The organism is Streptomyces sp. NPDC047085, from assembly GCF_040643735.1.
GTDB lineage: Bacteria > Actinomycetota > Actinomycetes > Streptomycetales > Streptomycetaceae > Streptomyces.
In genome coordinates, this window is the sequence record NZ_JBEYUW010000003.1 from 150,296 (window position 1) to 175,748 (window position 25,453).

Consider the following 25,453-nt stretch of genomic DNA (forward strand, 5'->3'; position numbering starts at 1 on the left):
GGCGGTCCCGGGAACATCCGGGGCCGCCCTCGCCGTGTCCGTCGGCGATACTGGAGACGCTGAAACGCATCAGGGAAAGGCCAAGACGTGACTGAGATCGAGATCGGGCGCGGCAAGCGCGGCCGCCGGGCGTACGCCTTCGACGACATCGCCGTCGTCCCCAGCCGCCGTACGCGGGACCCGAAGGAGGTCTCGATCGCGTGGCAGATCGACGCCTACCGCTTCGAGCTGCCCTTCCTGGCCGCCCCCATGGACTCGGTCGTCTCCCCGGCCACCGCGATCCGCATCGGCGAGCTGGGCGGCCTCGGCGTCCTGAACCTCGAAGGTCTGTGGACCCGGTACGAGGACCCGCAGCCGCTGCTCGACGAGATCGCCGAGCTGCCCGCCGAGCAGGCCACCCGCCGCCTGCAGGAGATCTACGCGGCTCCCATCAAGGAGGAGCTGATCGGCGCCCGCATCAAGGAGGTGCGCGACTCCGGCGTGGTCACGGCGGCCGCGCTCTCCCCGCAGCGCACCGCCCAGTTCTCCAAGGCCGTCGTGGACGCGGGCGTGGACATCTTCGTGATCCGCGGTACGACGGTCTCGGCGGAGCACGTCTCGTCCTCGCACGAGCCGCTGAACCTGAAGCAGTTCATCTACGAGCTGGACGTCCCGGTGATCGTGGGCGGCTGCGCCACCTACACCGCCGCCCTGCACCTGATGCGCACCGGCGCGGCCGGCGTCCTGGTCGGCTTCGGCGGCGGCGCCGCGCACACCACGCGCAACGTGCTCGGCATCCAGGTCCCGATGGCGACGGCGGTGGCCGACGTGGCCGCGGCCCGCCGTGACTACATGGACGAGTCCGGCGGCCGGTACGTGCACGTGATCGCGGACGGCGGTGTCGGCTGGTCCGGCGACCTCCCGAAGGCGATCGCCTGCGGCGCCGACGCGGTGATGATGGGCTCCCCGCTGGCCCGTGGCACCGACGCGCCCGGTCGGGGCAACCACTGGGGCATGGAGGCGGTCAACGAGGAGCTGCCCCGCGGCAAGAAGGTCGACCTCGGCACGGTCGGCACCATCGAGGAGATCCTCACCGGCCCGTCCCACACGCCCGACGGCTCGATGAACTTCTTCGGCGCCCTGCGCCGCGCCATGGCCACCACCGGCTACAGCGAGCTGAAGGAGTTCCAGCGCGTCGAGGTGACGGTGGCGGACAGCCAGCACCGCCGCTGACGCGACACGACGCGGGCGAACACCCGTACGACACGAAGGGGCCCGGCCACCGTTGCGGTGACCGGGCCCTTTCCCGTGCGGGCGTGCGTTACGCGCCGGCCTTCTTGGCGGCGGAGAACGCGGCGTACCCGGCGATGCCGAAGAAGACGAAGGTGAGCGGCCCCGCGTCCTGCTTCCACGCCTTCTGCACCAGGTCGAGATGGTCGAAGAACACCTCGTTGAAGCCGACGTGGAAGTACTTGGCCATCATCATGGCCTCGCCGACCAGCTGGCCGAGGTAGACCGAGCCGAGCGCGAGCAGCACGCTCGCGACGGCGACGGCGGGGCCGCGGCCGCCGGCCTTGCCCGCCGCGAGGCCGATCAGGAAGCCGACACCGACGGCCGCCCAGCCGATCTCGTGCTTGGTCAGGCCGATGATGGCGCCGTAGAGGCCGGCGACGGCCAGGGCGGCGACGAGGGCCATCAGCAGGCCGAGGGCGGGGTTGTTCCGGACCGGCGCGGGCGGAACCGGCGGCGCGGCGGGCGCGGTGAACGCGCCCGGCTGGGGCGGGTACGGCGCGCCCGGGGCACCGGCCGCTCCGGCGGGCTGCTGCTGGGCGTACGGGTTGCCGCCGACCGGGCCGGGCTGCGGCGGCTGGGGCGGCGGAGCTGACTGGCTCATGACAGAAATTCCCCCGTGCTGAGGCACAACTGGATGACGAGACGGAAGACCTGGGCGCACGTCTGTGCGACGAGTCCGGGGGAGACTAACAGCCGGGAACGACAACGCTCCCGGCTGTTTTCCGTTCGTGACTGTTCGTGACTGCTCGGGGTGGCGCTCAGAGCCGGTGCGCGGCCCCCGTGGGGGTCACTCCGCGGGTGTCCAGCAGCAGCTGGGCCTTCACCGAGAGGCCCTGGAGGTCGTACGTGCGGTGCGGCTGGAGCAGGATCGTCAGGTCGGCGTCGGCGGCCGCCTCGTAGAGGGAGTCCGCGCGCGGGACCGGGCGGTCCAGGAGGCTCCAGGAGGCCACGAGCGGGTCGTGGTAGCTGACCGAGGCGCCCAGCTCCATCAGCCGCAGGGCGATCTCCTGCGCGGGCGTGCCCTGCTGGTCGGCGAGGTCGGCCTTGTAGGTGATGCCCAGCAGCAGGACGCGCGCGCCCCGGGCGGACTTGCCGTGCTCGTTGAGGACGGCGGCCGCGCGCTGGACGACGTACCCGGGCATGCGGTGGTTGACCTGCTGGGCGAGTTCCACCATGCGCAGGCCCCGGCTCGCGTGGCCGGTCAGGTCCTGCGGGACACCGTGCCCGCCGACGCCGGGCCCCGGCCGGAACGCCTGGAACCCGAACGGCTTGGTCTCCGCGCAGCGGATGACGTCCCACAGGTCGACGCCCAGGTCGTGGCAGAGCACGGCCATCTCGTTGACCAGCGCGATGTTGACGTGCCGGAAGTTGGTCTCCAGCAGCTGCACGGTCTCGGCCTCGCGCAGCCCCCGCGCGCGGACCACCTTGTCGGTGATCCGCCCGTAGAAGGCGGCGGCCGACTCGGTGCAGGCGGGGGTCAGGCCGCCGATGACCTTGGGTGTGTTGGCGGGGGTGTGGTCGCGGTTGCCGGGGTCGACCCGGCTGGGCGAGTAGGCGAGGTGGAAGTCGCGTCCGGCGTACAGCCCGGAGCCCTTCTCCAGCAGCGGGCGCAGGAACTCCTCGGTGGTCCCGGGCAGTACGGGCGACTCCAGGATGACCGTGGTGTGCGGGCGCAGTCGCTCGGCCAGGGCGCGGGCCGCCGCCTCGACCTGGGTGAGGTCGAGCCCGCCGTCGGCGCCGCGCGGGGTGGGCGCGCAGATCACGGCGGTGCGCACCCGGCCGAGCTGGGCGGGGTCGGTGCCCGGCCGGAACCCGGTGGAGTGCATCCGGCGCAGCTCGGCGGGGCTGAGCGAGCCGGCCTCGGGGCCGGTGGCGTACCCGATGGTCGGGATGCCGGCGGCGACGGCGGCCTGGGCGAGCGGCAGGCCGTAGGGACCGAGTCCGATGACGGCGAGGTCTGCGGGCATGGCGTGGGCCGTCCTTCCCAGTAGCCGGAGCGGGACAGGTGCGCAAGCCCTGTGGACTGGACGAGCGAGCGCACTGTCAGACTAGGTACAAATATGACCGTTATGTGTGATTGTGTTCGTGTGTCTTCCGTGCGTTGCGGGTGTGTTGTCCACAGGTTGGAAGTGCGCTGTGGCTGAAGTCGGGCAACCCGGTCAGAATTTGGGCATGAGCGCCCCGGAGGCGAACCGAGTCAGGGAAACGGCGGGAACCGGGCTTCGCCCACCGGGTGCGGCCGACGCGAGCGGGTTGTGCGACAGCGGGAGGCAGCGGTGAGGACAGCGACTCTGGATCCGACGCAGCGCGCCGAGGCACTGGCGGCGATGGCGGAGCACGAGCTGGACGTGCTGGTGGTCGGCGGCGGGGTGGTGGGCGCCGGCACCGCGCTCGACGCGGTCACCCGGGGCCTGTCCACCGGCATCGTGGAGGCCCGCGACTGGGCGTCCGGCACCTCCAGCAGGTCCAGCAAGCTCATCCACGGCGGCCTGCGCTATCTGGAGATGCTCGACTTCGCGCTCGTCCGCGAGGCCCTCAAGGAGCGCGGCCTGCTCCTGGAGCGGCTCGCCCCGCACCTCGTCAAACCGGTGCCGTTCCTCTACCCGCTCCAGCACAAGGGCTGGGAGCGGCTCTACGCCGGCTCGGGCGTCGCGCTCTACGACGCCATGTCCATGGCCCGCGGACACGGCCGGGGCCTGCCCCTGCACCGCCACCTGACCCGCCGTCACGCGCTGCGCGTCGCCCCCTGCCTGAGGAAGGACGCCCTGGTCGGCGCCCTCCAGTACTACGACGCCCAGATGGACGACGCCCGCTTCGTGACGACCCTGGTGCGCACGGCCGTGTCGTACGGCGCGAAGGCGGCCAACCGCGCGCGCGTGACCGCGTTCCTGCGCGAGGGCGAGCGGGTCGTCGGCGTCCGGGTGCAGGACGTCGAGGGCGGCGGGGAGTACGAGATCCGGGCCCGGCAGGTCGTCAACGCCACCGGCGTGTGGACCGACGACACCCAGGCCATGGTCGGCGAGCGCGGCCAGTTCCACGTCCGCGCCTCCAAGGGCATCCACCTGGTCGTCCCCAAGGACCGCATCCACTCCAGCACCGGCCTGATCCTGCGCACCGAGAAGTCCGTCCTCTTCGTCATCCCCTGGGGCCGGCACTGGATCGTCGGCACCACCGACACCGGCTGGGACCTCGACAAGGCCCACCCGGCCGCCTCCAGCGCCGACATCGACTACCTGCTGGACCACGTCAACTCGGTGCTCGCGGTGCCCCTGAGCCGCGACGACGTCCAGGGCGTGTACGCGGGACTGCGGCCCCTGCTGGCCGGCGAGTCCGACGCCACCAGCAAGCTGTCCCGCGAGCACACCGTCGCGCACCCGGTGCCGGGGCTCGTGGTCGTCGCGGGCGGCAAGTACACCACCTACCGGGTGATGGCGAAGGACGCCGTCGACGAGGCGGTGCACGGCCTCGACATGCGCGTCGCCGACTCCGTGACGGAGGAGATCCCGCTGCTCGGCGCGGAGGGCTACCCGGCCATGTGGAACGCGCGAGCGCGCATCGCCGCAGGCAACGGACTGCACGTGGTCCGCGTCGAACACCTGCTGAACCGCTACGGCTCGATGGCCGAGCAGGTGCTGGACCTCATCGCCGCAGACCCCTCCCTGGGCGAGCCGCTCAAGCACGCCGACGACTATCTGCGCGCCGAGATCGTCTACGCCGCCTCGCACGAGGGCGCCCGCCACCTGGACGACGTGCTCACCCGCCGCACCCGCATCTCCATCGAGACCTTCGACCGGGGCACCCGCAGCGCCCGCGAGGCCGCCGAGCTGATGGCACCCGTCCTCGGCTGGGACAAGGACCAGATCGAGCGCGAGGTCGAGCACTACGAGAAGCGGGTGGAGGCCGAACGGGAGTCCCAGCTCCAGCCGGACGACCAGACGGCGGACGCGGCCCGGCTCGGCGCACCGGACATCGTGCCGCTGTAGTCCCCGTTTTCATTGGGAATGGTGGGAATGTGACGAGGCGGCACCCACGGCCGCCCACCCCGTTCCGTGAGTGTCCCGGTGCGCACGGTTCGGGGCGGCGCCAGGGGCACCCTGGGCGTCGGGCACTTGTCGGGTGAGAGACAATGGAGGCTCTGTCAGGGCCGGTTGCACGAGGGGACGCATGTCGGAGGCGGAGCGGGCGGGGACTTCTCGTCAGGGAACTCGTCGGGACAACCACGAGGGTCGTCTTCTCGCCGGGCGGTACCGGCTGGGGGACGTGCTGGGCCGCGGCGGCATGGGCACGGTGTGGCGCGCCGAGGACGAGACCCTGGGCCGGACGGTCGCGGTCAAGGAGCTGCGGTTCCCGTCGAACATCGACGAGGAGGAGAAGCGGCGCCTGATCACGCGCACCCTGCGCGAGGCCAAGGCGATCGCCCGGATCCGCAACAACAGCGCGGTGACGGTCTTCGACGTGGTCGACGAGGACGACCGGCCCTGGATCGTCATGGAGTTGGTTGAGGGCAAGTCCCTGGCCGAGGTCATCCGTGAGGATGGCGTGCTGACGCCCCGGCGGGCCGCCGAGGTCGGCCTCGCCGTCCTCGACGTGCTGCGGTCCGCGCACCGCGAGGGCATCCTGCACCGGGACGTGAAGCCGTCCAACGTGCTGATCGCCGAGGACGGCCGGGTCGTGCTCACCGACTTCGGCATCGCGCAGGTCGAGGGCGACCCGTCCATCACCTCCACCGGCATGCTCGTCGGCGCCCCCTCCTACATCTCCCCGGAACGGGCCCGCGGGCACAAGCCGGGCCCCGCGGCCGACCTGTGGTCGCTGGGCGGCCTGCTGTACGCGGCGGTCGAGGGCGTCCCGCCGTACGACAAGGGCTCGGCGATCGCCACCCTCACCGCGGTCATGACGGAGCCTCTGGAGGAGCCCAAGAACGCGGGCCCGCTGCGGGACGTCATCTACGGCCTGCTGACCAAGGACCCCGCCGAGCGGATCGACGACTCCGGTGCCCGGGCCATGCTCGACGCCGTGCTCCACGCGCCCGAGCCAGGGGCCCTGGAGGCTACACGGGTGGTGCCGCTGCCGGCCCAGCCGGGCGGGCCCGAGGGCAGGCGGGGCGAGGAGGCCGCGGAGAAGCTGCGCGGGGCGCTGCGCTCCGTCCGCAAGGCGGCCGGGGCGGCAGGCGCGGCAGGAAAGGCGGTCGCGTCCGGCACAGCAGGCAGGGCGGGCGCGTCCGGCACTGCGGCACAGGGTTCGGTGGTACCGGGCCCCGCAACCGCACCGAACTCCAGCGCGAACAAGCCGAGTTCGGGCTGGCCCGTGGTGCCGCCGCCGGACCTGGACCTGCCGCCGCGGCCGGTGCCGAGAGCACCGCTCACCGACGTGGTGCCCCGGCGCACCCTGCTGATCATCGCGGTGGTCGTCGTCCTCGCGGTGCTCGGCACCGTCCTGGCCCTCACCCTCGGCGGCGGTGACAAGGGCGACAAGAGCGGCGGCACCAAGGCCGCGGCGAGCCCCGGCGCCTCCGTCAAGCAGGACAAGAGCGCGGGCAGCAAGGCGAGCGCGGGCAGCGGCGCGCAGACGGACGGCGCCGCGTCGGCGAGCGCCACGACCGGTTCCGGGCCGGACGGCACGGTGAGCGCGAACGCGACCGCGTCCGGCGACGACTCCGGGTCGTCCGGCTCCAAGGACGGCGGAAGCGCGCCGGCGGTGTCGACCCGCACGAGCCCCCAGGGGTACTCGATCGGGCTGCCCAAGGGCTGGAAGTACCAGTCCACCGGCGCGTCCGGAGACCGCTACACCGGCCCCAACGGACAGAAGCTGCTCGTCGGCTGGACCAGCACGCCCAAGAGCGACCCGGTGGCGGACTGGAAGAACCAGGAGCGCTACATGGTGCGCTCCCAGTACCACCGGATCCGCATCGAGCAGGTGGGCTACCGCAGCTGGAACGCGGCCGACTGGGAGTTCACCTACACGGAGGGCGGCACCAAGTACCGCTCCATAGACCGGGGTTTCGTCGTCGACAGCCACCTCGGGTACGGCCTGATGTACACGGCGAAGGCCGGCCAGTGGGGCAGCGAGCTGCGCAGGGACACCTGGAGGACGCTGACGCGGTCCTTCGAACCCAAGTCCTGACCTGAACGAGTCCGGTTCGGGAGCGAGGGAATCGCGCATCCCCTCAATACGGGTTGCCTCCGGCACGTATCGTGAATGGTTGAGGACCGTACGCAGCCGGGTACGGACGCGGAACGGGCCGCAAGACGAACGAATGTGAGCGACCGGACGGCAGGGGGAGGCAACGTGGACGAGTATGCGGGCCGAGTGCTCGCCGATCGCTACCGCCTGCCGCTGCCGCCCTCCGACGAGTACGAACTGACGGAGACGCGGGCCTTTGACACCTACAGCGGGCAGGAGGTGCTGGTCCGTCAGGTGCCGTTGCCCGAGGTCGTCGAGGCCGAGGTGCTCGACGCGGAGGGGCTGCCCGAGGGGTTCACCGCGCGTGAGCGCGGGACCCGCCGGACCCCGGCGGCCCGGACCGCCACCCGTCGCCCCACGGACCCCGCGGTGCGGCGCGCGGTCGAGGCCGCGCAGGCGGCCGCCCGCATTCCCGACCATCCGCGCCTGGACCAGGTCTTCGACGTGTTCGCCGAGGGCGGTTCGCTGTGGATCGTCAGCGAGTTGGTCTCCGCGCGTCCGCTCTCCGCGCTCCTCGCCGAGCAGCCGCTGACGCCGTACCGGGCGGCCGAGGTCGCCTCCGACGTTCTTATGGCCCTGCGCGTGCTGCACGCCCACGGCTGGGTGCACCGCAACATCACCGCCCGCACGGTCCTCGTCTGCGACGACGGCCGCGTCACGCTGACCGGCCTCGCCGTCGGCGCGGCGGAGGAGGCCCTGTGCGGGTACGACCCGGTGCCGGCGGAGGAAGGTCAGGCAGAGGGGCAGGCAGAGGGACGGGGAGCCTTGGAGGCGCCCAGTCGCACGGGTGCTTTCCCGGCCGCCGGTGGCGGGGCGGCCGTGCCCTCCGCCCATGCCGGTCCCGATGCCGATCCCGAGGCCGCGCGGCGGGCCGCGATCCAGGCGCGGGCGGCCGGTGGGCTGCCGATGCCGGGTGGGAGCGGGGGTTCCGGCGGGGCCGGGGGTGCCGGACCGGCGGGGCCACGCGCCCTGGAGAGCGGGAACGGCGACGACATCCGTGCCGCCCGTGCCGGGGCCATCGCCGCGTACCGCGCGGGAGCCCGCGCCGCGGCCCGCGTGCAGGAGGCCCAGCAGAACGGCCGCGCCGCCCTCCCCGGAGCCCGAACGCCGGCCCCGGGCGACACCGACGGCGCGGCGCGGCAGCCGTACGCCACCGAGCAGGGCGGCACGCCGCCCGGCAGGATCGCCGACCCCTACGGTGTGCACGGCAGGCCCTGGCACGGCGCCTCGCCCCGCACCAGCCCCGGCGCCCCACCGGCCCCGGCCGACGGTGCCGCGCGGCGCGCGGGCGAAACCTCCCCAGCGGTCACGTCCCGAGCAGCCGGTCCCCACGCGGCCATCCCTCAGGGAGCCGCTCCCGCCGCGCCCCTCGCCCTCCCCGCCCAGAGCACCGGCGCCTCCCGCTGGGACGACCCCTCCGCCGGAAGTGCCGTACGGCGCGGCCCGGGTGCCGCGATCGCGGCTGAGCGGGCCCGGCAGGTGCGGATGACCGTGGTGGGGCCGGTGACCGAGCGGTGGGCGCCGGAGCAGGCCGGGCCCGTGCACGAGAACTGGCAGCTGGCGGCGCCGGTCGGTCCGGCCACCGACCTGTGGGCGCTCGGGGCGCTGCTGTTCCGGGCCGTGCAGGGGCACGCGCCCTACCCCGAGGAGTCCACGGCCGAGCTGGTGCAACTGGTGTGCGCGGAGCCGCCGGCGTTCGCCGAGGAGTGCGGGCCGCTGCGCCCGGTCGTGGAGTCGTTGCTGCGTCAGGACCCCATCGACCGGCCGGAGGTCGAGGAGCTGAGCGGCTGGCTGCGCTCGCTGGTGCGGTCCGCGCCCGAACCCGACGCGGGCAGCCATGTCGTCCCGGTCCCGCCCGCCGACCCGAGGCGGCTGCCGATCGTGCGGCGGCGCGGCGAGCTGGTGCGGCGGCGGCGCGCCGGAATGCCCGCCCCCCATCCGCACGGGCGGCACAAGCGGGCCCGGGAGGAGGAGCGTTCGCCCCGCAGCCTCGGCCGGACCCTGCTCCTGCTGATCCTGCTCCTGCTGGCCGGGGCGGTGGCGTACGCGATGCTGTTCATGCCGAAGCAGGGGGAGAGCGGCGCGGCGGGCGCCGACCGTACCGGCAGCGCAGGGCAGGCGAGCCCCGCGCCCTCCCACACCCGGCAGCCGTCCGGCGGGCCCTCCGCCGGACAGTCCTCCGGGCAGTCCGGCGGCGGGGACCCCTCGGCATCCGCGTCCGCGCCCGCCACCGAGACCCAGACCGGCGGCGACTCCTCCGTCGCCGACGGGTTCACCCTGCGCACCGACCCGGACGGCTTCAAGATCGCGGTCGCCAACGGCTGGACCCGCACGCCCAAGAACGGCAGCGGCCAGGTGGTCTACGCCCACGGGAACTTCGAGCTGCTCGTCGTACCCGGACGGGACGGCACCTCGGCGTACGGCACCGACCCGATGGTCTACCAGCGGGACAAGGAGCGCGAACTGCAGCCGTACCGGGCCTCCAGCTGGGCCACCGCCACCGGTCTGAGAATCATCGAGGTGGGCGGACGGACCATGGCGGAAGGGCAGTTCACCTGGACCGACGCCCAGGGACGCGACCTGTACGTCCGCAACCTGGCGATCCTGCTGAACGGCCGCTACCACATCGTGCAGGTCCGCGGCCCGGAGGCGGAGCGCGACGAGGTGACCCGGCTGTACGAGCAGGCCACGGCGACGTACCGCTACACAGGTTGAGCGCCCCGTATACCGGTTGAGCGCCCTGTATACCGGCCGAACACAACGGGTTCCGGTCGCCGTTCCCGCCTTGCGACGGCAACCGTCACAGGACTGTCACCTTGGCACCCCGCTTGTTCCCAGAGGACAGGCCGGTCCTTAGTCTGACCCTGACAAGAGCATTGCGGGGCAACGTGAATCAGATGCAGGGCCTGCTCATAGCGGGCCGCTACCGGCTTGCCGACTCCATCGGCAGCGGCGGCATGGGCCGGGTGTGGCGCGCCCACGACGAGGTGCTGCACCGGAAGGTCGCCGTCAAGGAGTTGACCGCCGCGCTCTACGTCTCCGAGAGCGAACAGGCCGTCCTGCTCGCCCGCACCCGGGCCGAGGCACGCGCCGCCGCGCGGATCAACCACTCCGCCGTCGTCACCGTGCACGACGTACTCGAACACGACGGCCGCCCCTGGATCGTGATGGAGCTGGTCGAGGGCAACTCGCTGGCCGACGCGGTCAAGGAGCGCGGCCGCATCGAGCCGCACGAGGCCGCGCGCATCGGCCAGTGGGTGCTGCGGGCCCTGCGCGCCGCGCACTCCGCGGGCGTGCTCCACCGGGACGTCAAGCCCGGCAACGTGCTGCTCGGCCGGGACGGCCGGGTGCTGCTCACCGACTTCGGCATCGCCCAGATCGAGGGCGACACCACCATCACCCGCACCGGCGAGGTCGTCGGCTCGGTCGACTACCTCGCGCCCGAACGGGTGCGCGGCCACGACCCCGGCCCCTCCTCCGACCTGTGGGCGCTGGGCGCCACGCTGTACACGGCGGTCGAGGGCCGCTCGCCGTTCCGCCGCACCTCCCCGCTGAGCACCATGCAGGCGGTCGTCGAGGAGGATGCGGAGGAACCCCGCCACGCCGGAGCGCTCGCCCCGGTCATCGCCGCCCTGCTGCGCAAGGAGCCGGCCCAGCGGCCCAGCGCCGAGGAGGCCGAGCAGATGCTCGCCGAGGCGGCGGAGGGCAGACGGCCCAGCGCGGCCCAGGCGTTCCTGCCGACCCAGGGCTCGGGCGTGGACACCCACGGCGCGTACGGCACGGGCGCGGGCAATGGCACGGGCACCATGTACGGCCCCGGTACGGGCACCGCGGCCTACGGCACCGGTACGGCGGCGGCCGCCGGTCACGGACCCGGCGCCGCCGGGCGTTCCGGCACCGGTCGTTCCGGCACCGGGCAGACGGCGGTGGAGCCGGCCGCGGCGGGGCAGGCGGGCGGTACGGGCCCGGAGGGCGCACGGCCCCGCCCGCGGCGCCGGCGCCGGCTGCGCACGCTCGTGCTGGTCGTCGCCGTCGCGGCCGTGCTCGGCGGGGGCGCAGCAGTGGGCTTCCAGCAGTGGCAGTCGATGCGGCAGGACCCGGACACGGGCGGCGGGGCCAGTCCCGCGCCGGCGTCCTCCGGCGCGCACACCCCGGGCCCGAGCCCGAGCTCGGGCTCGGAGGGCACCGTCCCCGACAGCTGGGAGCGCCACGACGACCCGCTGGGCTTCAGCCTCTCCCTGCCCAAGGGCTGGAAGCGCAAGGTGTACGACGTCCAGGGCGAGATCAAGCAGATCGACTACACGCCCGACGGAGGCAAGCACTTCGTCCGCATCGCCGTCGACACCAGCCCCGACTTCGCCAGCGCCTACCAGCACCAACTGGACCTGGAGCAGCAGCTCCAGCGGCTGATCGCCTACAAGCGCGTGACCCTGCGCGAGAACACCTACCGCGACCGCAAGGGCTCGCTGTGGGAGTACACCTGGGTCGCGCAGGCTACGGTCCCGCCCTACGTGCCCGGCCCGAGGCGTGCCATCGAGGAGACGTACGTCTCGCGCGAGGGCGTCGAGTACGCGATCTACATGTCGTCGCCCGCCGAGGACTGGGCGAAGACGAGCAAGCAGTTCACGTGGGTGCTGCAGAGCTGGCAGCCGAACGCGGGCTGAGCGTGGGCCGAGTACGGACTGAGCGTGGGCTGAGGGCGGACCGAGCGCCGGGGTACGCGCGTAGCGCGCGCCCGTTCGCCTCGTCCTTGGCCGATCAGCGCCCCCTCTTGGCCGAGTGCCACCCCGGAGCGGGCGCGGCCGGTGCGGCATGATGGGGCCCATGGGGACCGAGGGGGACGACTTCCGTGTGATCGCGGGCCGTTACCGCCTGGAGGCGCGCATCGGACGCGGCGGCATGGGCGTCGTATGGCGGGCGAGCGACCAGGTGCTGGGCCGCCGGGTGGCGGTGAAGGAACTCGCCCCGGACGACTCGCTCCCGGACGACGACGTACGCCGTCGCCGCGAGCGCACCCTGCGCGAGGCGCGGGCGGTCGCCCAGCTGCGGCACCCGCACATCATCGTCGTGCACGACGTCGTCGAGCAGGACGAACGGCCGTACATCGTCATGGAGTTGATCGACGGCGGCTCGCTCGCCGACCGCATCGCCACACGTGGCCCGGTCGACGCCGCCGAGGCCGCCCGGATCGGCATCGACCTGCTGAGCGCGCTGCGCACCGCGCACGAGGCCGGGGTGCTGCACCGGGACATCAAGCCCGCGAACGTCCTGGTCGAGTCCGGCACGGACCGGGTGGTGCTCACCGACTTCGGGATCGCGCAGGTCGCGGGCGCCACCACGCTCACCGAGACCGGCTCCTTCGTCGGCTCGCCCGAATACACCGCCCCCGAGCGGATGTCCGGCGTGCGCACCGGCCCGGAGTCCGACCTGTGGTCGCTGGGCGCGCTGCTGTGCACGGTGCTCAGCGGCGAGTCGCCGTTCCGGCGCGACTCGCTCGGCGGCATCCTGCACGCCGTCGTCGCCGCCGAGTTCCGGCCACCCGCGCAGGCCGAACCGCTGCTGCCGGTCGTACGGGGCCTGTTGGAGCGCGACCCCGACCGGCGGCTGGGCGCGGCGGACGCCGAGCGGATGCTGCGGACGTACCTGGAGACGGGCCGGACCCCGCCCGCGCCGGGCACCCCGGGCACTCCGGGCTCCTCGGGCACGGGACGCACGCACCGGCTCGGCGGCGGACGCGCCGCGAGGACCGGCGGCCCCGGGGGCCGTACGTCCGACGCCTCCTACTCGCCGACCGCGCACGACGTGCCGCGCGGTGCGGTGGTCCCGCCGACAGGACCGACGGGAGCGGCGGGAACGGCGGGTTCGGCTGGGCCGACGGGAACGGCTGGGCCGACGGGAACGGCTGGGTCGACGGGAACGGCTGGGTCGGCGGGGCCGACCAGTGCGACACCGGCCACACAGCCGCTCCCGCCGGGCGAACAGCCCCCGCCCGCCCGGCAGTCCACGCGCGGTGTGCTGGTCGCCGCGCTGCTCGTCGCGGCCGTGGCTGGGGCGGGCGTGTCGGCGGCGGCCCTGCTGCTGAACCAGGGCGGCGACGGCGGCGGCACCCCCGGCGGTACGGCGTCCAGCCAGACGGGCGGCACGAGCACCGGCACAAGCACCGGGACGAGCGCCGGCGCATCACGGTCCCCGTCGGCCACCAAGACCTCACCGAGCCCCAGCGCCCCCACCGCCTCCAGCGCACCGGCGACCTCCCACACCCACACGGCGCCCTCCGGCTACCGTACGGCCCTGGACCCGGCCGGCTACTCCCTCGCCGTACCTGAGGACTTCACCCGCGAGCGGCAGGGCGAGCGGGTCTTCTATCTCTCCCCGGGGGAGACGTTCCGCCTCGGCATCAAGGTCGCCGCGCCCGAACCGGGCGGCCCCGTCGCGGTGATGAACCGCTCGGCGGCCAACGGGGCCGACACCAACCCCGGTTACCACGACGGCCGGGTCACCGAGACCACCCACGCCGGACACCCCGCCGCGCTCTGGGAGTTCACCTGGAACGGCTTCAGCGCCGCCGAGGGGCCGCGCCACACCTACGACCTGTGCTGGGAGGAGGGCGGCCGGATGTACGACGTGTGGGTGTCGGCGCCGGTCGGGAAGGTGCGCGAGGCACGCGAGCACTTCGACGTGGCCGTCGACACCTTTACGGTCACCCCCCGTTGATTCCTTCTCGGTCACGGCTCTGTGACCGGTTCGTGAGCGGAGTGGCTGCACCCGGTCATGGCGCGATATGGATGGACCATGAGCAGTGACGGGGGAGCGGGCCGCCCGGCCGAGGACACCACGAGTTTTGTTCTGCAGCCGCCGAACGCGCACGCCAACGCGAACGCCCATGCGCATGCCAACGCGAAGGCGAATGCGCATGCCGTGCCCGCCCAGGCGGCCCCGGCCGCGTCGCCGACGGCCCAGGAACCCGGCGCCGGACGGCTGATCGGCGGGCGCTACCGGCTGCTCACCAAGCTCGGACACGGCGGAATGGGCACCGTGTGGCGGGCCAAGGACGAGGTGGTGGACCGCGAGGTCGCCGTCAAGGAACCCCGGGTGCCGGACCACCTGCCCGAGCGGGAACGCGCCACCGCCTTCGAGCGGATGCGCCGCGAGGCCCGCGCCGCGGCCCGGCTCGACCACCCCGCGGTGGTCGACGTGTACGACGTCGCGGTGGTCGACGGCCGACCGTGGATCGTGATGGAGCTGGTGCACGGCCGTTCGCTGGGCGCCGCCCTCCAGGAGGGCACGCTGGGCGCCCGGGAGGCGGCCCGGATCGGTCTGGAGGTGCTCGGCGCGCTGGAGACCGCGCACGCGGCGGGCATCCTGCACCGGGACGTGAAGCCGGACAACGTGCTGCTGGGCCGGCACGACCGGGTCGTCCTCACCGACTTCGGCATCGCCCACATCGAGGGCGAGACGAACCTGACCGACACCGGCGGCTTCGTCGGCTCGCCCGAGTACATCGCGCCGGAGCGGGTGCTGGGGCAGCGCCCCGGCCCGGCGAGCGACCTGTGGTCCCTGGGCGTGGTGCTCTACGCGGCCACCGAGGGCGTCTCCCCGTTCCGCCGCAGCAACACCCCGGCCACCCTCCAGTCCGTCCTCAACGCCACCCCAGCCCCGCCCGCCGCGGCGCCGGGCCCGCTGGCCGAGGTCATCAACGGCCTGCTCCAGAAGGACCCCACCCGCCGCCCGACGGCACACCAGGTCCGCGCCCTGCTGGAAGCGGCCGCGAACCCCCCGGCACCCGCGCCCACCCAGTTCGTGCCCGTCGGCTCGCCCGCCGACCCAGGGGCCACCGCGCCCGCCAACCGCCCCTGGCGCCCGGGCCGGGGGGTCTGGCTGGGCGCCGGTGCGGCCGTGGCCGTGGCCGCGGTGGCCGGCTACCTGGTCCTCGCCGACCCGTTCGCGGGCCCGCTCCCCGACGGCTGGACCAAGCGCCCGGTCCCTCAGCTGGGTGCCACCCTCGCCGTCCCCACGAGCTACCAGCCCGGCCGGCCGGACAAGGACGACACCGACAAGAACTGGGTGTCGTACACGGACTACAGCGGCAGCATCACGGTCGTCCTGCATCTCGCCAAGAAGTCGCAGGACTCCTCGCACCAGATCCAGAGCAACGCGGCGGCCCAGATGCACGCCGACGACGAGAAGTTCAAGAGCGAGGGCGAGTACACCCTCGACATGCCCAAGGGCGCGAAGACGGAACCGGACGACGGCGCCACGTACCACGGCAGAAAGGCCGCCAGGAACACGGTCCGCTACACGACCGACGACTCGCAGAACCCGCGTCCCCGCGAACTCGCGATCTTCTACTACCGCACCGACGCCGGCGACCTGTACGAACTCACCGTCAACTACCCGGGCAAGGGCGACTTCACGGCCCGGGGCCAGGAGGTCGCGAAGACGGTGATCGCCAACCTGGACATCAAGAAGCTCTGAGATCGGCACATTCGGCACGGCCGCCGCCGGTCGGATCCATGGCGCCCGTTTCCCGCAGGTGAGGTAGCTGTGATGATCAAGTGAACAACCTTTTCCTGTCCTATTAAGTCTGACCTGTCGAACCGCACCGAAGGTCGGCGCGGACGGGGCTGGATGGGAACAAAAAGTGAAGATCGCATTCCTGGTTCGCGACCTCTGCCACATGGGGGGTGTGGTGAGCGCCACACAGAATCTCGCCGGGGCGCTGGCGGAGAAGCACCAGGTGGAAATCGTGGCTCTGCGCAAGGTGCGCGACGAGTCGTACTTCCCCCTCGATCCGCGGGTGTCCGTGCGGGTGCTGAGCGATCTGCGGCCGCACTCGCCGGTCTGCGACCTGGACGATCCACTGATCGAGAAGTTCCCGCTCATCTACCCGCCCAACGTCGGCGCGAAGAAGCCCGTCGTGAGCCGGCTCGCCGAGGTGCGACTGCTGGAGTACCTCGCCTCCACGGACGCCGACGTCGTGGTCAGCTCCAGCCCCCGCAACACGATCATGCTGGCGCAGAGCCGGGGGACCTACCTGAAGATGGCCCAGGAGCACTCGATGCCCGCCATCTACGCGAACGACATCAAGGAGCGGCTCTTCCCGGCCTACCTGTCCCTGGACGCGCTGACGGCGCTCACCCCCGAGGAGGTCACCGCCCTCGGGGAGCAGGTGCCCGCGGTCCGCGACCGGCTCGCCGTCATGCCCAACTGTGTGCCTGCCGCGCCGGTCCGTTCCCGGGGCACCAACAAGGTCGTCATAGCGGCCGGTCACCTCACCGACAACAAGAACCACGCACTGCTGATCGAGGCCTTCGCCCAGGTCCACGCCCAGGCTCCGGACTGGACGCTGCGCATCTACGGACACGGGGCCGAGAAGTCCCGGCTGCGGGCCCGCATCCACGAGCTGGGGCTCTCCAACAGCATCCTGCTGATGGGGCAGGTCGCCCCCGTCACACCCGAGTTCGGCAAGGGTTCGATCTTCGTGCTGCCCTCCAAGCGGGAGGCGTTCGGCAACGTCGTCGTGGAGGCGATGGCGGCCGGGCTGCCCGTCGTCAGCACCGACGCCGACCACGGGCCGCGCAACATCCTCACCGACGGCGAGGACGGCCTGATCGTCCCGCGCGGTGACGCGGACGCGATGGCCGAGGCGATCCTGCGGCTGGTGCGGGACGACGGATTGCGCCGGACGATGGCCGAGAACGCCGTCCGCAATGCCGAGCGGTTCCACGAGACGGCCAGCCGCGAGCGGTTCGAGGCCATCCTGGAGCAGGCGTTCGCCCGCAAGGCGCTGCCCCGGCACGCCACCGCCCGCGTCGACCCCCGAGGCAATCTGCACATCGAGGTGGGCCCGCTCCCCGTGGACGCCCACGGCGCCGACCTGGTGCTGCGCAAGGACGGCGGCAAGGACGTCGTGGAGCACCGGTTCGCGCTGTCGACCGACGGTCAGGCCCTGGTCCCCTGGGACACGGCCCTCCCGCACGGCACCTGGGACGCCTTCCTCACCACCCCCTCCGGCGGCGAGGTGCCGCTCGGCACCGACGGCTACGGCTGCGACACCCAGGATCTGCTCGCCGTCGAGCTGCCCCGGCCGCACGGCCACGCGCTCGCGCTGCTGCTGCCGTACCGGAACGATGACGGGCGACTGCAGGTGCGCAGCGCACTGCGCGAGGTGCACGCCGAGGTGGGCGCGGTCCGCGTGGACGAGCGCGCCATCGAGCTGCGGGCCGACGTGTGGGGTACGGCGCTGGGCCCGGGCGCGGTGGTGGAGGCCCGGCACCGGCGCGACAAGAAGCGCCTGCTGACCTTCCCCGTGCGGGACGCCGGCGACGGCACGCTCGCGGCGCTCATCGACTGCCGGACCCTGGCGGACCAGCACACCGATGCCGAGGGCAAGGAGGTCATCTGGGACTTCTTCGTCCGTCCCGACGCCGGGGAGCCTCGCGTGACACTGGCGAAGCTGGCCACGGACGTCCTCAAGCCCATGGACGTGTTCACCTTCCCCCGGCCCGTGCTGACCACCGGCGACGAGACGCCTGCCGCGACCGGCACCGCCACCGGTCCCGGCCCGCGGCCGTCCGTGCTGCGCCGAGGGCTGCGCAGGTCCCGGCCTGCCAAGGCGGTGACAGCGCCGACTTCCCGCAGGGAGACCGAGCTGCGGCCGTACTTCACGTCGCTGAGTCAGTTCTCGGTGAAGACCGTACGGCTGTGACCGCGCGGCTGCGACCGTAGGGCAGGGCAACGAGGCAGGGGGAGGCGGTCGGGTAGCCGGGTTCAGGCTGCCCGTTGCTTCTCCCGATACCTCCCCGGTGTCACGCCGAACTCCCGGTTGAAGGCGTGGGACAGGGCGTACGGGCTGCCGTACCCGCTCTCCCGGGCCACCGTCGCCAGGGACGCGTCCGAGTCGCGCAGCCGGGTGGCCGCCAGGGTCAGGCGCCACCAGGTGAGGTACGCCATCGGCGGGCGGCCGACCAGGGCGGTGAAGCGGCGGGCGAGGGTGGCGCGGGAGACGCCCGCCTCGGCGGCCAGGCGGTCGCCCGTCCAGGGGGCCGCCGGGTCGGAGTGCAGGGCGCGCAGCGCGGCCGTGGTCACCGGGTCGTTCAGCACCGCCGGCCACGCGCCCGTCTCCGCCCGGTCCATCCAGGCGCGGACCATGTAGATCAGCAGCAGGTCCAGCAGGCTCGGCAGGGCCAGGCAGGCGCCCGGCCGGCGTTCGTCCAGCTCCCGGGCCAACAGGTCCACGGCGGTACGGAGTTCGGGGTGGTCGCCGATCCGGTGGGGCAGGTGCACCACCTGCGGCAACTCCGCCATCAGGGGGTGGGTGCGGCTGCGGTCGAGACGGTACTTGCCGCACAGCAACTCGGCGTCGGGGCCGGGCCCGGGCAGTCGTACGTCCGTGTCCCGCACCTCCTCGAACGGCACCGCCCGCCGCACCTCGGCCGCTCCCGCCGCCGCGTCCGCCAGCACGTGCCCCGCCCCGTGCGAAAGCAGGACGACGTCCCCCGCGCCCAGCGCCACCGGCTCGCCGCCCCCGTCCGGCAGGAGTTGGCAGGCGCCGTTGAGGACGACATGGAAGCCGGCCCCCTCGTACGGCGCCAGCCGGACGCACCAGTCGCCACCGACTCGGAGCCGGTTCGACGAGGGGCTGCCCACGCGGACCGCGGAGATGGCATCGCTCACGACATCCATGAGACAACAGCGTATTCGATCGAGCCGGATGAGCATTGGGATGCTCATTCCCGGTTCCTAGGGTCGTGGGTATGGCTGATGAGAACGCACAGAGCTTCGTGATCGGCGACGTCGAGGTGCTCCGCGTCGTGGAGTGGCAGGGACCGTACCTGCCCGCCGGTGACCTCGTCCCGGACTGCGCTCCCGAGGTGTGGCGCACCCATGAGGAACAGCTCGTCCCCGACCATCGGGAGCCCGACGGCGGCCGTGCCGTGCTGGCGCTCCAGACCTGGGTGGTGCGCGGCGGCGGGCGGACGGTGCTGGTCGACACCGGTGTCGGCAACGGCCGGGAGCGGCCCGGCAACCCGCTCTTCCACCGGCGGCAGGGGAACTTCCTGGACCGCCTGGAGCGGGCCGGGATCCGTCCCGAGGACGTCGACGTCGTCGTCAACACCCACCTGCACGGCGACCACGTCGGCTGGAACACCCGGGACGCCGAAGGCGAGTGGGTGCCGGCCTTCCCCCGCGCCCGGTACCTGCTGCCGGCCGCCGACGACCACCACTTCGGCCCGGCGGGCGGCTACGGGGGTGGCGCCCGCCCGGACGACCGGCTGGTCTACGAGGACAGCGTCGCGCCGGTGCACCGGGCCGGGCAGGCGGTGGTGTGGGAGGACACGTACCGGATCGACGAGCATCTCGTCCTGGAGGCCGCCCCCGGTCACACCCCGGGCTCCTCCGTCCTGCGCCTCGAATCCCGGGGCGAGCGTGCCGTGTTCGTCGGAGACCTGCTGCACAGCCCGGTGCAGATCCTGCACCCCGAGTGCGGCAGTTGCTTCTGCCTCGACCCGGGGCAGGCGGCGAAGACCCGGCTCAGGGTGCTCCAACGGGCCGCAGAGAAGCGGGAGTTGGTCGTCCCGGCCCATTTCTCCGGTGGTGGAGCGGTGGAAGTGCGGGAGGGGAGCGGGGGAGGGGAGGGGTTCACCCTGCACCGGTGGGCCGTCTGACCGTACGGCTTCGACAAGGGCGGGGTACGCGCGGTACTCATGTGACATGAGTGAAGACGGCGAACAACCGCCCGACGGACCTCTGATCGGCGGGCGCTACCGGCTCGTCGCGCGCATCGGGTCCGGCCCGACCGGCACCGTCTGGCGCGCCCGGGACGAGGCGGGGACTGGAGAAGGGGCGGGGGAAGTCGCCGTCAAGGAGCCCCTGCTGCCAGGGGATCCGGCCGACGACGAGGAGAGCGGCCGGATCGCCCACCGCCTCTACCGGGAGGCCCGCGCCGCCGCCCGGGTGCGTCATCCCTCCGCCGTCACGTACCTCGACGTGGTCACCGAGGGCGGGCTGCCGTGGATCGTCATGGAGTTGGTGGAGGGCGAGTCGCTGCGGGAGGCCGTACGGCGCGGGCCGCTGCCGCCCGCCGAGGCCGCCCGTATGGGGCTCGCCGTCCTGGGCGCGCTGCGCGCTGCGCACGCCGTCGGGATCGTGCACCGGGACATCAAGCCGGCCAACGTCCTGATCGAGTCCGGCACCGGACGGGTCGTCGTCACCGACTTCGGCATCGGGGACGGGGGCGGACATGGGTACGGGCACGGACATGGACAGGGGTACGGGCAGGGGTACGGAGACGGGGGTGGGCACGCCGGGGACGCGTCCGCCGGATTCGTCGCCCCGGAGCGGCGGTCCGGGCGCGGTGCCGGCCCCGCCTCCGACCTGTGGTCCCTCGGGGCGCTGCTCGCCGCCGCCGTCGAGGGCGGTGACCCGGGTCCGCTCGGCCCGCTGCTGGAGCGCCTGCGCGCACCGGAGCCGGAGGCCCGGCCGGGGGCGGAGGAGGTCGCGGTGGTGCTGGAGGCGTGCGCCGGGGTGACCTCCGTACCGGAGTCGGAGGTGGAGCCGCGGACGGAGTCGGGGTCGGGGTCCCGGTCGCGTCCCGAGCCGGCTGTGGAGCCCCGCCCCCTGCCGTCCACCCCGCCCCCAGCCCCGGCCCCGGCCCTCGCTCCCGCTCCCGACCCCCGTCGCCGCACCCCCCTCGCCGCCCTCGCCCTGCTCCTCGCGAAAAAACCCGGAGCCGAATGATCGTCCGTGTCGTCCACCCGGCAACGCCCTGATCAGCACAATTGCTGCCAGTGATCACTGGCGGTGTGTGAGTAGACGGTGAAACCCCGTTACCGACGGGTACACAAAGTTCTTCCCCCGTCATACCCTGCGCCTCATGACGGACTCGCAGGCCCAGGACCGCACCGGTACCAACCCGCTCGCCCCCGCTCCCGAAGGCGTCCGCACCGCCGCCGACGTGGTCACCCCGGAGCTGGTGGCCCAGCTGACGAAGGGCGTCGTCGGCTCCGGCCGTACCGCCAACCACACCCCGTTCACCGGCGAGAAGCTGGCCGACCTGCCCGAGTCCACCCCCGAGGACGTGCTCAAGGCATTTCAGGCCGCCCGCGCCGCGCAGGCGGTGTGGGAGAGGACGCCGGTGCGGCAGCGGGCCGCCGTGCTGCTCCGCTTCCACGACCTGGTGCTGGAACGGCAGGCCGAGATCCTCGACCTGATCCAGCTGGAGACCGGCAAGGCCCGGCTGCACGCGCACGAGGAGGTGCAGGCCGTCGCGGTGGCCGCCCGCCACTACGGCCGCAAGGCCCCCGCCTATCTGCGGCCCAAGCGGCACACCGGTGCCGTGCCGACCCTGACGAAGGTCACCGAGCTGCGCCACCCGCGCGGGGTCGTCGGCCAGATCGCCCCCTGGAACTACCCCCTGGAGCTGTCCGTCGGCGACGCGCTGCCCGCCTTCGTCGCGGGCAACGCGGTCGTGATGAAGCCGGACACCGAGACCTGCCTGACCGCCCTGTGGGCGCGGGACCTGCTCATCGAGGCGGGGCTGCCCGCCGACGTCTTCCAGGTCGTGCTCGGCGAGGGTCCGGTCGTCGGCCCGGAGCTGGTCAAGCACGCCGACTACGTCTCCTTCACCGGCTCCACCCGCACCGGCCGCGAGGTCGCCCAGGGCGCCGCCGCCCGCCTGGTCGGCGTCTCCCTCGAACTCGGCGGCAAGAACGCCATGCTGGTGCTCGACGACGCCGACATCGAGAAGGCCGCCGCGGGCGCCGTCCGCGCCTGTTTCTCCTCCGCCGGGCAACTCTGCATCTCCATCGAGCGGTTGTACGTCCACGAGTCGATCGCCGACGCCTTCCTGGAGCGCTTCGCCGCCCGCACCAGGGCCATGCGGCTCGGCAACTCCCTCGCCTACGGCGCCGACATGGGCTCCCTGGTCGGCGAGCGCCAGCTGAAGACCGTCGAACGGCACGTCGAGGAGGCCGTCGCCAAGGGCGCGAAGCTGGTCGCGGGCGGCGTGGCCCGCCCCGACATCGGCCCGTACTTCTTCGAGCCCACCATCCTCGACGGCGTCGAGGACTCCATGGCCGTCTGCGAGGAGGAGACCTTCGGCCCGGTCGTCTCCGTGTACCGCTTCAAGACCGACGACGAGGCCGTCGAGCGCGCCAACGCCACGCCGTACGGCCTGAACGCGTCCGTGTGGACGACGAGTGCCCGCCGCGGCCGGGACGTCGCCGCCCGGCTGCGCACCGGCACGGTCAACGTCAACGAGGGCTACGCGCCCGCCTACGGCAGCGTCCAGTCCCCGATGGGCGGCATGAAGGACTCCGGCCTCGGCCGCCGCCACGGCTCCGAGGGCATCCTCAAGTACACCGAGGCCCAGACGGTGGCCCAGCAGCGGCTGCTGCCGATGGCGCCGTCGCTGGGCATGGACGACGAGGCGTACGCCCGGTTCATGAGCACGAGTCTCCGCCTGATGAAGGCGTTCCGGTTCAGGTGACCCGCCCGGTCACCACCGACGGCAAGCACGCGACACTCGACGAGGAGACACCCGTGCCTCAGGACGCCCACGACCATGACTACGACTACGACGTCATCGTGGTCGGCTCCGGCTTCGGCGGCTCAGTGACGGCCCTCCGCCTCACCGAAAAGGGCTACAAGGTAGGCGTCCTGGAGGCCGGCCGCCGCTTCACCCGCGCAACCCTCCCGAAGAACTCCTGGGACCTGAAGAACTACCTCTGGGCCCCGAAGCTCGGCATGTACGGCATCCAGCGCATCCATCTGCTGGGCAACGTCATGGTGCTGGCGGGCGCCGGCGTCGGCGGCGGCTCGCTGAACTACGCCAACACCCTCTACGTACCGCCGAAGCCGTTCTTCGACGACCCGCAGTGGAAGGACATCACCGACTGGCAGGAGGAGTTGAAGCCGTACTACGACCAGGCCCAGCGCATGCTCGGCGTACGGCTCAACCCCACCATGACCCCCTCCGACGTGCACCTGAAGGCGGCGGCGCAGCGGATGGGTGTCGGCGACACCTTCCACATGGCGCCGGTCGGCGTGTTCTTCGGCGACGGCGAGGACGCCGACGGGACGGCGAAGGCGAAGCCGGGCGGGGAGGTCGCCGACCCGTACTTCGGCGGGGCCGGCCCGTCCCGCAAGGCCTGCACCGAGTGCGGCGAGTGCATGACCGGCTGCCGGCACGGCGCGAAGAACACCCTCAACGAGAACTACCTGTACCTCGCCGAGAAGGCGGGCGCGGTGGTCCACCCGCTGACCACGGTCGTGTCCGTCACGGACGACTCGCGCGGCGGCTACGCGGTCGCCACGCTGCCCACGGACCAGAAGAAGAAGGGCAAGGGGCGGCTCTTCACTGCCCGCAGGGTCGTCCTCGCGGCCGGCACCTACGGCACCCAGACCCTGCTGCACCGCATGAAGGCCGGGGGCCAGCTGCCGCACCTCTCGGCCCGGCTCGGCCAGCTGACCCGGACCAACTCCGAGGCGCTGGTCGGCGCGCAGACCGACAACCGCCGCTACCGCAAGGCGCACGGCGCGGCGAAGGTCGACTTCACCAAGGGCGTCGCCATCACCTCCTCCGTCCACCCGGACGAGAACACCCACATCGAGCCGGTCCGCTACGGCAAGGGGTCCAACTCGATGGGCGGCCTCACGGTCCTCCAGGTGCCCTACGCCGACGGTTCCTCGCGGTTCCTCGGCTGGCTGGCCAACGCGGCCCGCCACCCGTTGCTGGTCGCGCGCTCCCTGTCCAACCGGCGCTGGTCGGAGCGGACCATCATCGGCCTGGTCATGCAGTCCCTGGACAACTCGCTGACGACGTACCTGAAGCCCGGCGGCGTCGGCAAGGGCCTGCTCACCGCCCGGCAGGGCCACGGCGCGCCCAACCCCATGCAGATCAAGGCCGCCACCGAGGCCGCCTCGGCGCTCGCCGAGGAGATCAACGGCTTCGCGGGCAGCAACGTCGGCGAGCTGATGGGCACCCCGCTGACCGCGCACTTCCTCGGCGGCTGCCCCATCGGCGACTCGGCGGAGACGGGAGTGATCGACCCGTACCACCGCCTCTACGGCCACCCCGGCATCTCGGTCGTCGACGGCGCTGCGGTCACGGCGAACCTGGGCGTGAACCCCTCGCTGACGATCACCGCGCAGGCCGAGCGCGCGATGTCCTTCTGGCCGAACAAGGGCGAGGAGGATCCGCGTCCGGCGCAGGGCGCGGCGTACGAGCGGCTGAAGCCGGTGGAGCCGCGCAGCCCCGCCGTCCCGGCGGACGCCTTCGGCGCCCTGAGGCTGCCGTTCCTGGGAATGCCGACGGTGCCGCCGAAGAAGTAGACCCCGGCTCAAGCGCCGAGGGACCCGCGTCCCCCTCCGAACGCGGGTCCCTCGCTCTTACCGTCTTCTTGATCCGGCAGCAGGTTTGATCAGCGAGGGCTGTGAACGGTTGTGCCGCCGCACGCGATTTCCGTGTGACCTGAGTCACGCGCAACGGGGGTCGTGGTTGTTGTGCGAGGGATGCCGCGCGATGGACGTGACAAAGGGCCCCGCGGTGCTCGAGACCGCGGGGCCCTTCTTTCGTCAGCACCGGCGTCAGGGCAGCGCCGGTGCCTGGGCGCGGCGCCGGGGGGTGCGCCGCCTGCTCTGTGGGCCTGACCCTGGCGGACGGATGTAACGGGACAATGCCGGTGTCCGCGCGGGGACTTGGGGGCTTCTACGCATCGTGCTGGATGCTCAGGGCATCCGCAACCGTTTGACCCGGCACTGGTGCATGTGTGCAGTTTTCCGCCGGTCGGCCCCGGGCGTCCCCGGAGCCGACCGTTCTCTTGGGTGACCGGGCTGCTGTCCCCTGCCGTCCGGTCACTTCCCTGGAGCGAGGTCCCACGGCGTACGGCACGACCCGTACGCCTCATCGCCCCAGCGAGCCACGCGTGGTTCTGTCGGGCCCGCCCCTGGCTGGCACGGACAACCGACTCAACGAAGCGGTGCGCGGGCCGGTCAC

15 protein-coding genes are annotated in these 25,453 nt (G+C 72.9%); 12 read left to right on the top strand and 3 right to left on the bottom strand.

Going from position 1 to position 25,453, the window contains the following annotated elements:
- The first annotated feature begins 87 nt into the window (after positions 1–87).
- The gene (locus ABZ865_RS11840) at positions 88–1,212 is read left to right on the top strand and encodes a GuaB3 family IMP dehydrogenase-related protein (protein WP_361227684.1); all 1,125 of its coding nucleotides are present in this window, start codon (positions 88–90) and stop codon (positions 1,210–1,212) included.
- Between the two features lie 88 nt (positions 1,213–1,300).
- Here ABZ865_RS11840 and ABZ865_RS11845 read toward each other — a convergent pair whose 3' ends face one another.
- Positions 1,301–1,873, bottom strand: a complete 573-nt coding sequence (locus tag ABZ865_RS11845; protein ID WP_361227687.1) for a hypothetical protein — start codon at positions 1,871–1,873, stop codon at positions 1,301–1,303.
- Positions 1,874–2,030: 157 nt separating this feature from the next.
- Positions 2,031–3,239: a nucleotide sugar dehydrogenase gene (locus tag ABZ865_RS11850; RefSeq protein ID WP_361227690.1), complete on the bottom strand. Its 1,209-nt coding sequence runs from the start codon at positions 3,237–3,239 to the stop codon at positions 2,031–2,033.
- A 309-nt stretch (positions 3,240–3,548) separates the two neighbouring features.
- Here ABZ865_RS11850 and ABZ865_RS11855 point away from each other — a divergent pair, with 309 nt between their 5' ends.
- The 7 genes from ABZ865_RS11855 to ABZ865_RS11885 all read left to right on the top strand — a co-directional run bounded on the left by ABZ865_RS11855 (position 3,549) and on the right by ABZ865_RS11885 (position 18,163).
- The gene (locus tag ABZ865_RS11855; protein ID WP_361227693.1) at positions 3,549–5,255 is read left to right on the top strand and encodes a glycerol-3-phosphate dehydrogenase/oxidase; all 1,707 of its coding nucleotides are present in this window, start codon (positions 3,549–3,551) and stop codon (positions 5,253–5,255) included.
- Between the two features lie 181 nt (positions 5,256–5,436).
- Positions 5,437–7,395 (top strand): serine/threonine-protein kinase, encoded by a 1,959-nt coding sequence (locus ABZ865_RS11860; protein ID WP_361227696.1) that lies wholly within the window; start codon positions 5,437–5,439, stop codon positions 7,393–7,395.
- Between the two features lie 165 nt (positions 7,396–7,560).
- Positions 7,561–10,170 (top strand): protein kinase, encoded by a 2,610-nt coding sequence (locus ABZ865_RS11865; RefSeq protein WP_361227699.1) that lies wholly within the window; start codon positions 7,561–7,563, stop codon positions 10,168–10,170.
- Between the two features lie 182 nt (positions 10,171–10,352).
- Entirely contained in the window at positions 10,353–12,119 is a 1,767-nt protein-coding gene (locus ABZ865_RS11870) for a protein kinase (protein ID WP_361227702.1), read from the top strand.
- Between the two features lie 160 nt (positions 12,120–12,279).
- Complete coding sequence (locus ABZ865_RS11875; protein ID WP_361227705.1) at positions 12,280–14,169, top strand: serine/threonine-protein kinase; 1,890 nt, start codon at positions 12,280–12,282, stop codon at positions 14,167–14,169.
- Positions 14,170–14,247: 78 nt separating this feature from the next.
- Complete coding sequence (locus ABZ865_RS11880; RefSeq protein ID WP_361227708.1) at positions 14,248–15,930, top strand: serine/threonine-protein kinase; 1,683 nt, start codon at positions 14,248–14,250, stop codon at positions 15,928–15,930.
- A gap of 214 nt (positions 15,931–16,144) precedes the next feature.
- On the top strand, positions 16,145–18,163 hold the full coding sequence (locus tag ABZ865_RS11885; RefSeq protein ID WP_361227711.1) for a glycosyltransferase: 2,019 nt from the start codon (positions 16,145–16,147) through the stop codon (positions 18,161–18,163).
- A gap of 62 nt (positions 18,164–18,225) precedes the next feature.
- Here ABZ865_RS11885 and ABZ865_RS11890 read toward each other — a convergent pair whose 3' ends face one another.
- Positions 18,226–19,140: an AraC family transcriptional regulator gene (locus ABZ865_RS11890; RefSeq protein ID WP_361227714.1), complete on the bottom strand. Its 915-nt coding sequence runs from the start codon at positions 19,138–19,140 to the stop codon at positions 18,226–18,228.
- A 71-nt stretch (positions 19,141–19,211) separates the two neighbouring features.
- On the opposite strand from ABZ865_RS11890, the gene ABZ865_RS11895 reads away from it, so the two are divergent.
- From ABZ865_RS11895 to ABZ865_RS11910, 4 genes are all read left to right on the top strand, one after another.
- Positions 19,212–20,123 carry an MBL fold metallo-hydrolase gene (locus ABZ865_RS11895; RefSeq protein WP_361227717.1) on the top strand — a complete coding sequence of 304 codons (912 nt, stop codon included), beginning with the start codon at positions 19,212–19,214 and terminating at the stop codon, positions 20,121–20,123.
- 46 nt (positions 20,124–20,169) lie between these two features.
- Entirely contained in the window at positions 20,170–21,195 is a 1,026-nt protein-coding gene (locus ABZ865_RS11900) for a serine/threonine-protein kinase (RefSeq protein WP_361227719.1), read from the top strand.
- Positions 21,196–21,331: 136 nt separating this feature from the next.
- Positions 21,332–22,945 carry a succinic semialdehyde dehydrogenase gene (locus tag ABZ865_RS11905; RefSeq protein ID WP_361227721.1) on the top strand — a complete coding sequence of 538 codons (1,614 nt, stop codon included), beginning with the start codon at positions 21,332–21,334 and terminating at the stop codon, positions 22,943–22,945.
- 53 nt (positions 22,946–22,998) lie between these two features.
- Positions 22,999–24,789, top strand: coding sequence for a GMC family oxidoreductase (locus ABZ865_RS11910; protein WP_361229638.1), 1,791 nt, complete (start codon positions 22,999–23,001; stop codon positions 24,787–24,789).
- Positions 24,790–25,453: the final 664 nt, after the last annotated feature.

What these genes read in the sequence shown, in the direction of transcription:
- ABZ865_RS11845 (WP_361227687.1), bottom strand. Translation starts at nt 1,873, where the DNA reads ATGAGCCAGTCAGCTCCGCCGCCCCAGCCGCCGCAGCCCGGCCCGGTC.
- ABZ865_RS11850 (WP_361227690.1), bottom strand. Translation starts at nt 3,239, where the DNA reads ATGCCCGCAGACCTCGCCGTCATCGGACTCGGTCCCTACGGCCTGCCG.
- ABZ865_RS11860 (WP_361227696.1), top strand. Translation starts at nt 5,437, where the DNA reads ATGTCGGAGGCGGAGCGGGCGGGGACTTCTCGTCAGGGAACTCGTCGG.
- ABZ865_RS11870 (WP_361227702.1), top strand. Translation starts at nt 10,353, where the DNA reads ATGCAGGGCCTGCTCATAGCGGGCCGCTACCGGCTTGCCGACTCCATC.
- ABZ865_RS11875 (WP_361227705.1), top strand. Translation starts at nt 12,280, where the DNA reads ATGGGGACCGAGGGGGACGACTTCCGTGTGATCGCGGGCCGTTACCGC.
- ABZ865_RS11880 (WP_361227708.1), top strand. Translation starts at nt 14,248, where the DNA reads ATGAGCAGTGACGGGGGAGCGGGCCGCCCGGCCGAGGACACCACGAGT.
- ABZ865_RS11890 (WP_361227714.1), bottom strand. Translation starts at nt 19,140, where the DNA reads ATGGATGTCGTGAGCGATGCCATCTCCGCGGTCCGCGTGGGCAGCCCC.
- ABZ865_RS11895 (WP_361227717.1), top strand. Translation starts at nt 19,212, where the DNA reads ATGGCTGATGAGAACGCACAGAGCTTCGTGATCGGCGACGTCGAGGTG.
- ABZ865_RS11900 (WP_361227719.1), top strand. Translation starts at nt 20,170, where the DNA reads ATGAGTGAAGACGGCGAACAACCGCCCGACGGACCTCTGATCGGCGGG.
- ABZ865_RS11905 (WP_361227721.1), top strand. Translation starts at nt 21,332, where the DNA reads ATGACGGACTCGCAGGCCCAGGACCGCACCGGTACCAACCCGCTCGCC.